Here is an 11,353-nt window from a genome sequence, read left to right on the forward strand (position 1 = left end):
CACCAAGGGCCTGGAGTTCGACGCGATCGTGGTCGTGCGCCCGCAGGAGATCGAGGACGAGTCGCAGACCGGCCGCGCGACTCTCTACGTGGTCCTGACCCGCGCGACCCAGCTGCTGACGACGGTCTCCTGAGGCAGGTCAAGCAGGTCAGGCAGGTCACGCGGTGAGCGCGAGGCCCCCCCGGGACCGGCGGCGGCACGCAGCTGCAGGTCGTGGAGCACGACAGGTAGCGGTGCGCGGCGTGGCCGCAGGCCGCGCACGGGAGGTCGTGCGACAGGTAGGTCCGGTGGCTGCTGGTCGTGTCGATGGCGGTGTCCCACATGGCTGGGCTCCTTCCGGTGTCAGAGGAGAAGACCCGCGACTCGTCTCGCTGATACCGAAGGAGCCCCGCGCACGGGGTCGATCGGCGATGAGCTCAGCCCTTCACGACCGCGATCGAAGTGGTTATCGTCGAACGCATGGCCACGCACGGAGCGAGCAGACCGTGGGTGCTGGGGGCGTGCCTCGCAGCACTCGTCGCGACGACCGGATGCGGAGGGGGCGGTGGCGGCGACGGGGGCGACTCCTTCGACGACGCGTTCAACGAGGCGTCCGGTGCCGGTGGCGGAGGCACCCTGACCGTCGAGGGGTCGGACTACCCCATCGAGTCGGTGATGTGCGCCAACAGCGACTCCAGGGTCGACATCGGCACCGTCGGTCAGAACTACCGGGTCTTCGTGACGGGCGACCCCGACGACCCGGACCTCCAGATCCTCGACCCGGACAGCATCCAGTGGTTCGACGGCGACAAGCAGCAGAACAACGAGGCAGTCGTCGCCGTCGACGGCGACACCTACACGAGCGAACCGACCGTGTGGTGGAACAACCAGGATGATCGTGTGATCGAGGCGTACTTCACCATCGAGTGCCCCTAGATCGGCTCTTCCTGCGTTGACCCGGGGCCACCCCGGGGCCACCCGGCGGCGGTCAGGCGGCCGGCAGGGGTCCAGCGGGGAAAGCCGGTGCGGGCTCGTGCTCGGACGCAACTAGGCTTCGGCCATGTCTGCCGCAGCCACGCCCGACGCCCGGGACGCCATCGACGCGCTCATGGGGCACGAGGCGTGGGCGATCATCCGTCGCTCGACGCGAGTGGGCGGTCGCGACACCGTGGGCATGGTGGGCGGCGCCCGCACGGTCGTCGAGTCGCTCCTCGACGTCCCGCTCGAGACCGGTGTGCCCGAGCCCGGGAGGGTGGCCGACCGGCTGCTCGCGATCCCCTTCCGCCAGGTCGCCGAGCGCGGCTTCGAGGCCCACGACGACGGTGCGCCGCTCGTCGTGGTCGACATCGAGACCGAGCACGAGTTCTCCGTCGCCGAGGTGATCGACGCGATCGACTCGGTGGCCGTGGAGTTCTCCGACCGCGGCGGGTTCGAGACCGACGACGAGGAGTACGGAAAGCTCGTCGAGTCGATCATCCGCGACGAGATCGGCCAGGGCGAGGGCGCCAACCTCGTCATCGGCCGCCACTACCGCGCCCAGATCGCCGACTTCGACCACACCGTCGCCCTCTCGGTCTTCCGCCGCCTGCTCGAGCGCGAGCGCGGCGCCTACTGGACCTATGTCTTCTTCACCGGCGACCGCTACCTCATCGGCGCCAGTCCGGAGCGGCACGTCAGCGTGCACGACGGCGACGTGCGGATGAACCCGATCAGCGGCACCTTCCGCATCCCGCGCGAGGGAGCGACCAAGAAGCCGCTGCTCGACTTCCTCAAGGACGAGAAGGAGATCTACGAGCTCTTCATGGTCGTCGACGAAGAGCTGAAGATGATGTGCGACCTGTGCCACGAGGGTGGCCAGGTGCTCGGACCGTTCCTCAAGCCGATGACCCACCTCATCCACACCGAGTACCTCCTCGCCGGGCGCAGCGACCGCGACCCGCGCGAGATCCTGCGCGACACGATGTATGCCGCGACCGTCACCGGCTCGCCGGTCGAGAACGCGTGCCGGCTGATCAAGGCCTACGAGAGCGAGGGTCGCGGCTACTACGGCGCCGCCCTGGCGATCCTGGGTCGCGACGAGGACGGCGGCGCGGTCGTCGACAGCCCGATCGTGATCCGCTCCGCCGACGTCTCCCTTGACGGTCGGCTGAAGGTGACCGCCGGGGCCACCCTGGTGCGTGACTCCGAGGCGTCGTACGAGGTGGCCGAGACGCACGCGAAGGCCGGCGGCATCCTGTCGGCGTTCGGACTGGTGCCGCAGGCGCCGGTTCCCGACATCGCGCTCGCCGAGCTCGTCAACGACGAGGACGTCCTGCTCTCGCTCAACGCGCGCAACCGCCGTCTCAGCTCGTTCTGGCTGACCGACCAGGCCGGCTCGCCGCCCGACCCGCGGCTGGCGGGCAAGACCGTCGTGATCTTGGACGGCGAGGACGACTTCGTCAACATGCTGCGCCACGTGCTCGGGGTGCTCGGCATGCCCAGCAGCGTCGTGCGCCACGAGGACTACGAGCCCGGCTGTCTCGACGGCTTCGACCTCGTGATCGTCGGGCCCGGTCCGGGCGACCCGCGCGACGATCACGACCCCAAAATGGGCAAGCTGCGCCACGCGGTGTCGTCGCTGCTGGCGGCGGGGCGGCCGTTCCTCGCCGTGTGCCTCGGTCATCAGGCGCTGTGCCACGAGCTCGGCATCGAGCTGGCCTACAAGGACATCGTCTTCCAGGGCACCCAGTCGGCGGTGCCGTACGACGGCCGCACCGAGCGGGTGGGCTTCTACAACACGTTCGTGGGGCGGGTCGGTGCTGATGAAGAGCTGCCCGAGGGCGTGAGCGTCGACGTCGACGAGCCCACCGGCGACGTGCACCACGTGCGCGGACCGCACTATCGCGGCATCCAGTTCCACGCCGAGTCGATCCTGACCCAGCGCGGCTACGACGTCCTGCACGACCTGGTCTCCGACCTGCTGCTCGACTGAGGGCGTCCTGGTGCTGCGGATCGGGATCCTGGTCTTCGACGACGTCGAGGTGCTCGACGCGTGCGGGCCGTTCGAGGTGTTCTCGGTGGCCGGGCGGGCCGCGGAGCGCGCCGGGCGTGAGGCGCCCTTCGAGGTCGTGCTGATCGCGGCCGGCGCGGCCGGGCTCGTGCGGGCGCGGGGCGGTCTGCCGCTCCAGGTCGAGGCGGGTCTTGCCGAGGCCCCGGCGCTCGACGTGCTGCTCGTGCCGGGCGGGGTCACCGACGCCGTCGAGCAGGACACCGCCGTCGTGGCGTGGGTCGCCGAGCGTGCCCGGGTCACGCCGTACGTCGTGTCGGTCTGCACGGGGGCATTCGTGCTGGCCGAGGCCGGCGTGGTCACCGACCAGAGCGTCACCACGCACTGGGACGACATCGTCGCCCTGCGCGAGCGCTGGCCGGCCCTGGACGTCCTCGAGGAGGTGCGCTGGGTGCACGCGCAGTCGTCGCTCCGCCCCGGCGGGGAGGTCTACACCTCGGCAGGGATCTCGGCGGGGATCGATCTCGCACTGCACCTCGTCGAGGTCCTCGACAGCCGCGACAACGCCCTCGCCACCGCTCGCCTCATGGACTACGCCTGGACCGCCACCTGATGCCGAGTCGGCGCCAGTAGGCGCCAACTCGCGGGGAGCTCGGGCGCTGCGTCGGCGCATCTTGCACGCATCGGCTGGCCTAGGGTCTCCTGCGTGATCGTGTGGATCAACGGGACCTTCGGAGCGGGCAAGACGACGGCCGGCACGCTCCTGGCCGGGCGGGACGAGCGGTTGCGGGTCTTCGATCCGGAGGTGGTCGGCTACCTGCTGCGCCACAGCCTCGCTGACCACCCGGTCAGCGACTTCCAGCACTACGAGTCGTGGCGGCGGTTGGTGCCGGTCGTCGCCGACGAGATCGCGGACGCCACCGGCCAGTCGTTGGTGGCGATCCAGACGGTGCTGGACGAGGGCTACTGGGATGAGCTCGTCGGCGGCCTCGCTCGCCTCGGGCACGACGTCGTACACGTGCTGCTCGAGGCCGAGGAGTCCGTGATGGTGCAGCGGATCGAGGCCGTCGAGGTCGAGCGCGGCACTCGGCAGTGGCGCCTGGACCACTTGGCGCAGTACGCCGTGGCGCGTCCGTGGCTGGTCTCGCGCGCCGACCTGATCATCGACTCGACCGATCTCACCCCCGACGAGGTGGCTGCCCGTGTCTGGGTTCACCTCGCCCACCTCTGGGCCTCCGCGACGCCCAGCTGACTCGGCGAGAGATGGGGGCGGCGCTAGGTTTGCCGGGTGCCCATCGATCCGGTTGCTGCGCCGGAGGTGCCGGACGTCGTCGTGGTCGACCACCACGACTCCTACACGTGGAACCTCGTCCACCTGATCGCCTCGGTGACAGGGGTGCTGCCGACGGTGGTGCAGCACGACGAGGTGAGTGCGGCGCAGGTGCTTGCGCACGAGTTCGTGGTGCTCTCACCCGGGCCCGGATCGCCGGCCGAGGTCGGCGACTTCGCGGTCGGCACCGAGGTGCTGCGCGCGGCTACCCGGCCGGTGCTGGGCGTCTGCCTCGGCATGCAGGGCCTCGTGACGTCGTACGGCGGTGAGGTCATGCAGGTGCGTCCGGCGCACGGCGAGGTCGCGCGGATCAGCCACGACGGTCACGGGGTGTTCGCCGGTCTGCCGCAGGACTTCGCGGCGGTGCGCTACCACTCGCTCGCCGCCGTCAACTTGAGCGACGACCTCGAGGTGACCGCACGGGCCGAGGACGGCACCGTGATGGGCGTGCGTCACCGCACGCATCCGCTGGAAGGGGTGCAGTTCCACCCCGAGTCGATCCTGTCCGAGCAGGGGGCGGCGCTGATCGCCAACTTCCTCGCGGGTGCCGGGAGGGTCGCACCATGAGTGACCCCGCGGCCTACTTCGCCGAGATCGCCGCCGAGCACCCCCGCTGCTTCTGGCTCGACGGCGGCGGGGCGCGCGAGTGGTCAGGACGACGCTCGGTCATCGGGTGGCTCGACGACGACGACGTCTCCCTCACCTACTCGGCTGCCCGACGCGAGGTGACCCGCCACGAGGGTGGCCGCGCCACGGTCGTCGGCGACGACATCTTCGACGTGCTCGAAGCCGCGCTCGAGAGCGACCCGGGGCAGTGGTTCGGCTACTTCGGCTACGCGTGCCGCTCCGACCTGCCGGCGCGACCTGACCCGGACCTGCCCGACGCGGTGTGGATGCGCGCGCGACACGTGCGGCAGTTCGAGCACGACGTTCTCAGGGAAAACCTGACGTTCCCAGGGGACGCAGTCCCTGAGAACGTCAGGAACCCCCGGAGATCCGGGGATTCATCCACCCCGGCGACCACCTACGCCGAGGCGTACGCCCGCGTGCAGGCCGAGCTGCACGCCGGCAACACCTACGAGGTCAACCTCACCCACCGCCTCGAGGAGACGGCCCCGACCCACGACCCGGTCGGCCTCTACCTGCGCCTACGCGCCCTCAACCCCGCGCCGTACGCCGGCTTCCTCCAGCACGACGTGACGCACGTGCCCGGCGCCCGGGCGTGGCTGCTCAGCAGCAGCCCCGAGCGCTACGCCCTCATCACCGCCGACCGCACGCTGGAGACCAAGCCGATCAAGGGCACCACGCCGCGCGGCGCGACGCCCGAGGACGACGCCCACCAGCGCGACGAGCTCGCCACGCACGCGAAGTACCGCGCCGAGAACCTGATGATCGTCGACCTCCTGCGCAACGACCTCGCCCAGGTCTGCGAGGTCGGCTCGGTCGAGGTGCCCCACCTGATGGAGGTGGAGTCCTACGCCACCGTGCACCAGCTCGTCTCGACCGTGCGGGGCGACCTGCGTGACGACGTCTCGACGATCGACGCCCTGCGCTCGCTCTTCCCGGCGGGCTCGATGACGGGCGCGCCCAAGCTGCGCACGATGGAGGTCATCGACGCTGTCGAGGCGACTCCGCGCGGGGTCTACTCCGGCGCGTTCGGGTGGATCTCCTCCGACGGCCCGGCCGACCTCGGCGTGGTGATCCGCAGCCTGATGTCGCCCGGCGAGGGCCGCTGGTTGCTCGGCACCGGCGGCGGGATCACCGTGCAGTCCGACCTCCAGCAGGAGTGGGACGAGGCGCGGCTCAAGGCCGAGCGCCTTCGCAGCGCGCTCGGGCCCACCCCGGGGCCTATCCCGCGTTGAGCCCGGAGTCCTCGGCCCGTGCAGCGAGCGCGGCCAGGAGGGCCTCGACGCCGTCGACCGTCACGTCCTTGTCGTACGGCGACAGGTCGAGCGCGTTGACCACCTGCACGAGCCGGCCGTTGCGCACCAGGCCGGTGACCGCGAGGGCGTCGTCCGCGGTGTCGACGACGATCCGTGCGCCGCTCGCCCCGGGAACGCCCGGCTCGAGCAGCTCGGAGGTGTCTCCGGGGTCGCCGAGCTGGTCGACGATGTCCTGGAGCGTGCCGTCGTAGAGCTGGTAGTTGATGTCGAGGATCGTCCCGCCCTCGTCGGTGGGGGTGAAGATGCAGCGTGGCTCGGCGGCCGTGCCGGTCTGTTGGTCGAAGGTCGAGCCGAACAGCTCGGCGACCTGGGTCGGAGCGAGGGCGTCGCAGGGGTTCCACAACGGCTCGCCGAGGTCGGTCGCGATCGGCGTCCGGGGCGCCGCGGCCGGGTCGTCGTCGCCGGAGAGGCCGCCGACGAGGGCACCGACGGCGGCGAGCGCCCCGGCTCCCACGAGGGCGAAGACGAGCAGCCCGGCCACCAGGCGTGTGCGGGTCTGGTCACGCATCGATCGGGACTCCTCCAGGTAGACACAGCACCAGTCGTGCGCCGCCGCTCGGTGACGCGGTCGCCTCCACGGTGCCGGAGTGACGTTCGGCGACCTGACGCACGATCGAGAGGCCGAGGCCGGAGCCCGGCATGGTGCGGGACTCCTCGGCGCGCCAGAAGCGGTCGAAGACCCGCGCGCGGTCGGCGACCGCGATGCCGGGGCCCTCGTCGTCCACGCTCAGCAGGCCGTTGCTCAGCCGCACGCGCACGGTGCCGCCGGGCGGACTCCACTTGGCGGCGTTGTCGAGCAGGTTGGTGACGGCCCGCTCCAGCGCGCCGGCCTCGCCGACGACCGACCAGGGCTCGGTCTCGACGTCGAACGTCGTCCCGACGGCGCGGCGGCGCACGCGGGCGACCGAGAGGTCGACGATCTCGCTCAGGTCGACCGCCCCGACCACCGGCGCGAGCGGCTCGTCGCGGGCGAGCTCGGTGAGGTCGCCGATCAGGGTCGTGAGCTCGTCGATCTGGGCGCGGATGTCGTCGAGCAGCTCTTCTCGAGCGGCCGGGGGCAGGGCGATGTCGGACTGGTCGGACTGTGTGAGCAGGTCGACGTTGGTGCGCAGCGACGTCAGCGGGGTGCGCAGCTCGTGACCGGCGTCGGTGACGAGGCGTCGCTGCCGGTCGCGCGAGGCGCCGAGCGCGACCAACATCTGGTTGAACGCCGTGGCGAGGCGGGCGATCTCGTCGTCGCCCTCCACGGGCAGCGGGGCGAGGTCCTCGGTGACGGCTATCTGCTCGACCGCGCTCGTCAGCTTGCGCACCGGTCGCAGGCCGTTGCGCGCCACGCCCCAGCCGGCGATGCCCGCGCCGAGGACTCCGACGAGGCCGAAGAGCAGGCTCACCGCGCCGAGCTTGGCGAGCAGCTTCTCCTGCTGGGTCAGCGACTGGGCGAGGATGACGGTCGGGGCGTTGTCCTTGCCGGGCACCGAGACCATGCGGTACTCCTGGCCCTCGATCATCACCGTGCGCACGCTCGAGGCCGCGATGCCGGTGGAGACGTCGAGCTCCGGGCGACCGACCGGCAGGTCCGAGCCGCCGGTGCCCAGTGCCAGCAGCTGGTTGTCCTGGAGGAAGGCGATCCTGATGTCGGAGGCGCCCACGAGCACGGTCTCGGTGGGCGTGCTGCGGTTGAAGATGTCGGCCTGCGACGTGCCGCGGGCGCGATCGATCAGGGTCTCGTCGAGCTGCGACTGCAGCTGGATGCGCGCCGTGACGTAGACGCCGACGGCGAGGAAGGCGACCGAGAGGCCCACCGCGATGGTGGCCAGCAGGGTGACCCGGCTCGCGAGCGAGCGGCGGTAGTGCCAGCCCCGGACGTCGCTCATGACTCCTTCAGCACGTAGCCAACCCCGCGCACAGTGTGGATCAGGCGTGCCTCGCCCTCCGCCTCGGTCTTGCGGCGCAGGTAGCCGACGTAGACCTCCAGGGAGTTAGCCGTCGTGGGGAAGTCGTAGCCCCAGACCTCCTCGAGGATGAAGGAGCGGTCGAGCACCCGGCGCGGGCGACGCAGGAACATCTCGAGCAGGGTGAACTCGGTGCGGGTGAGCTCCATGGAGCGTCCACTGCGCAGGACCTCGCGGGTCGAGGTGTTCATCGACAGGTCGCTGAACGTGAGGGTCTCGTCCTCGAGGTCGTCGTCGGGGACGACGCGGCGCAGCAGCGCCCGCAGCCGTGCGAGCAGCTCGGGCAGGGCGAAGGGCTTGGCGAGGTAGTCGTCGGCGCCGGCGTCCAGTCCTTCGACGCGATCACCGACGGTGTCGCGGGCGGTCAGCACGATGATGGGGACGTCGTTGCCGGCCGTGCGCAGGGCGCGGGTGGTCTCGAGGCCGTCGAGGCGCGGCATCATCACGTCCATCACCACGACGTCGGGCATCAGCGCGCCGATCCCGGCGAGCGCCTCGGCGCCGTCGCCGGCGAGGTGGACCTCGTAGCCGTTGAACTCCAGCGAACGGCGCAGCGACTCACGCACCGCCTTGTCGTCGTCGACCACCAGCACCCGGGGCTTGCCGGACGGCGTCGCGGGCGTCGAGAGGCCGGTCGAGGGGGTGGGGGCGCCAGGGGAGCCCGGGGTCGCAGCGTTCACAGGGTCCAATGTGCCAGGTCGCCCTGAGCCTGGCCTGAATGCGCCCTGCGCGTCAGCAGTACCGACCAGCAACCGCGGCAGCCCGCGCGCCGTACCCGCCACCGACCAGGCAGGCATGCACGAGCAGCGGGAAGAGCTGGTGCAGCCCGAGCCGGTCCTCCCAGCCCTCGGCCAGTGGACTGACCTCCTCGTAGGCCTCGGTCATCCGGGGCAGGTGCGGCAGCCCGAAGAGCGCCAGCATGGCCAGGTCGACCTCGCGGTGCCCGCCGTACGCCGCGGGGTCGATCACCGTGACGCGACCTTCCTGGCCCCAGAGCACGTTGCCGTTCCACAGGTCGCCGTGCAGTCGCGCCGGCGGCTCGTCGGGCAGCAGCGTCGCGAGTCGGCCCACGACGGCGTCGATGGTGGCGGACTCCGCACTCGTCAGGGCGCCGCGGTCGTGCGCGAGCTTGGCGTAGGGGAGCAGGCGCCGGGTGGCGTAGAACTCCGCCCAGGTGGGGGCGCTGGTGTGGGGCAACGGGAGACGGCCGATGTAGCCGTCGGCCCCCGAGGTGCCTGAGGAGCCCGAGGGGCCTGCGCCGTACGACGTCGCTCCGGCGAGGTGGGTGCGCGCGAGGCGGCGTCCGAGGTCGGCGGCGTCCTCGACCCCGCCGCGACCGGTCTCGACCCAGGCGAGGATCAGGCAGTCGTGGTCGACGGCGAGCACCTCGGGCACGCGCACGCCGCCCTCGACCTCGCCGAGCCAACGCAGGCCGGCGGCCTCGGTGGTGAAGAAGTCGTCGGGGGCGCCGGTAAGGGTCTTCATCAGGGCGGTGCTGCCGTTGCTCAGGCGCAGCTTGGTGGCGGTGCAGACGTCGCCGCCCGCGACGGGGGCGGTGGCGACGACCGAGGCTTCCAACAGGGTCTCGGCGCGTCGGGCGAGGGTGGGCTGGCGGGTCACGAAGCGCCCTGCTCGCCCGAGGGGGAGGCTCGCTGGAGCGTCTCGGGGAGTCGCTCGACCAGCGCCGCACAGCTGCGCTCGACCATCGCCAGGACCTCCTCGAAACCTCGAGGCCCACCGTAGTACGGGTCCGGCACCTCGGCTCCCACACCGCCCAGATCACCCAGGTCACCCAGATCTCCAGCAGCCTCCGGGTCGAGGTCGCGCAGCAGCCCGACCCGCTCGGAGCGGCCGCCGAGGTCGGCGAGGTTCTGGGCATCCATGGCCAGGACGAGGTCGTGGCGCTCGGCCCAGCCGTCGTCCCACTGCTGCGCGACGTGGTGGGTCGGGTCGTAGCCGGCCGCGCTGAGGGTGGCGGCCGAGCGGGAGTCCATCGGCTTCCCGACGTGCCACCCGGCGGTGCCGCAGGAGGCGACCTCGACCCGGTCACCGAGCCCGGCGTCGGCCACCAACGTCGACAGGACGACGTCGGCCACCGGTGAGCGGCAGATGTTGCCGAGGCAGACCAGCGCGATCCGGTAGCGCCCCGCGACTGCTGGAGCAGGGAGCGGGGGAAGTGGGGGAGTCACCGACAGGTCACTTGTCGTCGACGAAGCTGTCGACGAACCACGTGACCAGGGTGATCACGATCGAGCCACCCACGGCGGTCCAGAAGCCGTTGACCTTGAAGCCGATGTCGAGGGCGTCGGCGAGTGAGCTGGTGAGCATCAGCATCAGCGCGTTGATCACCAGCAGGAACAGGCCCAGCGTGAGGATGATCAAGGGGAAGGAGAGGAGCTTGAGGACCGGCTTCACGAACGACGTCACGATGCCGAGGATCGCGGCCACGATCAGCAGCGGGACGAGGTTCTTCTCGACCTCCTCCCAGCCCTGACGCGGTCCGCCGGTGAAGCGGATGCCGTCGAGGAGCCAGGCTGCCGCGGCGACGCCGAGCGCGGTGGTCAGGAGGCGGAGGATGATGCGCATGGGCTCAGTGTGACAGCCCGGGAGTGCGGGCGTGGGCCGGTCAGGTCACGTTCAGTTCACGCCGAGCGCGGTCAGGATCGCGTCGGCAGCCTCGTCGAGATGGGCCCGCAGGAACTCGTGGGCGCCGGTCAGGTCGCCCTGCTCCATGAGGTCGACCAGCTCGGTGTGGGAGCCGGCCTGGTCGTGGGCGTTGCGCCGCAGCCGGTCGACCTGGGCGAGGGCGAGCTTGAGCTCGACGACGAGCAGCTCGGCCATCGAGACCAGGCGGGCGCTCTGGGTGAGGCCGACGAGGGAGACGTGGAAGGCCAGGTGGCGCTCGTTGAGCTCCTGGTAGGACGCCTTGGCGGCGATCGAGTCGGTGTAGTCGCGCAGGCAGGCCCGCACGTGGTCGCGGTCGACCTGGTCGGCGACGTTCCAGCGCAGCACGCCGGCGCCCTCGAGCACGAAGCGCGCCTGGCAGACGTCGCGCACCGACGAGGCCTCGGGCGAGGCGACGTGGACGCCACGGTTGGGCTCCCGGGTGGCCAGCCCCTCGGCGACCAGCAGCCGGAGGAAGTCGAACACCTTGAAGATCCGG

At 71.2% G+C, this 11,353-nt stretch carries 14 protein-coding genes; 7 read left to right on the forward strand and 7 right to left on the reverse strand.

The features are described from left to right. Positions 1 to 10 precede the first annotated feature (10 nt). From VOI19_RS05530 to VOI19_RS05560, 7 genes are all read left to right on the forward strand, one after another. A complete protein-coding gene (locus VOI19_RS05530; RefSeq protein WP_323791971.1) occupies positions 11 to 133 on the forward strand; it encodes a hypothetical protein in 123 nt (40 codons plus the stop codon). A gap of 326 nt (positions 134 to 459) precedes the next feature. Then, complete coding sequence (locus VOI19_RS05535) at positions 460 to 915, forward strand: lipoprotein LpqH (protein ID WP_323791959.1); 456 nt, start codon at positions 460 to 462, stop codon at positions 913 to 915. Between the two features lie 124 nt (positions 916 to 1,039). Then, positions 1,040 to 2,950, forward strand: a complete 1,911-nt coding sequence (locus VOI19_RS05540; protein ID WP_323791960.1) for an anthranilate synthase family protein — start codon at positions 1,040 to 1,042, stop codon at positions 2,948 to 2,950. Between the two features lie 10 nt (positions 2,951 to 2,960). After that, the gene (locus VOI19_RS05545; RefSeq protein WP_323791961.1) at positions 2,961 to 3,578 is read left to right on the forward strand and encodes a DJ-1/PfpI family protein; all 618 of its coding nucleotides are present in this window, start codon (positions 2,961 to 2,963) and stop codon (positions 3,576 to 3,578) included. Between the two features lie 93 nt (positions 3,579 to 3,671). Further along, entirely contained in the window at positions 3,672 to 4,217 is a 546-nt protein-coding gene (locus VOI19_RS05550; protein WP_323791962.1) for an AAA family ATPase, read from the forward strand. A gap of 36 nt (positions 4,218 to 4,253) precedes the next feature. After that, positions 4,254 to 4,862, forward strand: coding sequence for an aminodeoxychorismate/anthranilate synthase component II (locus tag VOI19_RS05555; RefSeq protein ID WP_323791963.1), 609 nt, complete (start codon positions 4,254 to 4,256; stop codon positions 4,860 to 4,862). Beyond that, positions 4,859 to 6,157: an anthranilate synthase component I family protein gene (locus VOI19_RS05560; RefSeq protein ID WP_323791964.1), complete on the forward strand. Its 1,299-nt coding sequence runs from the start codon at positions 4,859 to 4,861 to the stop codon at positions 6,155 to 6,157. The genes VOI19_RS05555 and VOI19_RS05560 overlap by 4 nt, the downstream gene beginning before the upstream one ends. On the opposite strand, the gene VOI19_RS05565 is transcribed toward VOI19_RS05560, so the two are convergent. From VOI19_RS05565 to VOI19_RS05595, 7 genes are all read right to left on the reverse strand, one after another. Then, positions 6,144 to 6,746 carry a hypothetical protein gene (locus VOI19_RS05565; protein WP_323791965.1) on the reverse strand — a complete coding sequence of 201 codons (603 nt, stop codon included), beginning with the start codon at positions 6,744 to 6,746 and terminating at the stop codon, positions 6,144 to 6,146. The two genes, VOI19_RS05560 and VOI19_RS05565, sit on opposite strands and share 14 nt — an antisense overlap. Then, positions 6,739 to 8,112: a HAMP domain-containing sensor histidine kinase gene (locus VOI19_RS05570; RefSeq protein ID WP_323791966.1), complete on the reverse strand. Its 1,374-nt coding sequence runs from the start codon at positions 8,110 to 8,112 to the stop codon at positions 6,739 to 6,741. The genes VOI19_RS05565 and VOI19_RS05570 overlap by 8 nt, the downstream gene beginning before the upstream one ends. Further along, positions 8,109 to 8,783, reverse strand: coding sequence for a response regulator transcription factor (locus tag VOI19_RS05575; protein ID WP_323791972.1), 675 nt, complete (start codon positions 8,781 to 8,783; stop codon positions 8,109 to 8,111). Before VOI19_RS05575 ends, VOI19_RS05570 begins: the two co-directional genes overlap by 4 nt. A 139-nt stretch (positions 8,784 to 8,922) precedes the next feature. Next, complete coding sequence (locus VOI19_RS05580; protein WP_323791967.1) at positions 8,923 to 9,810, reverse strand: fructosamine kinase family protein; 888 nt, start codon at positions 9,808 to 9,810, stop codon at positions 8,923 to 8,925. Then, complete coding sequence (locus tag VOI19_RS05585; RefSeq protein WP_323791968.1) at positions 9,807 to 10,379, reverse strand: low molecular weight protein-tyrosine-phosphatase; 573 nt, start codon at positions 10,377 to 10,379, stop codon at positions 9,807 to 9,809. Before VOI19_RS05585 ends, VOI19_RS05580 begins: the two co-directional genes overlap by 4 nt. A 7-nt stretch (positions 10,380 to 10,386) precedes the next feature. Beyond that, the gene (locus VOI19_RS05590; protein WP_323791969.1) at positions 10,387 to 10,776 is read right to left on the reverse strand and encodes a phage holin family protein; all 390 of its coding nucleotides are present in this window, start codon (positions 10,774 to 10,776) and stop codon (positions 10,387 to 10,389) included. Between the two features lie 51 nt (positions 10,777 to 10,827). Next, on the reverse strand, positions 10,828 to 11,353 hold a 526-nt coding region (locus tag VOI19_RS05595), incomplete at its 5' end, for a GntR family transcriptional regulator (protein ID WP_323791970.1).

The organism is Nocardioides sp., assembly GCF_034670285.1.
In the GTDB taxonomy this organism is placed as follows: domain Bacteria; phylum Actinomycetota; class Actinomycetes; order Propionibacteriales; family Nocardioidaceae; genus Nocardioides.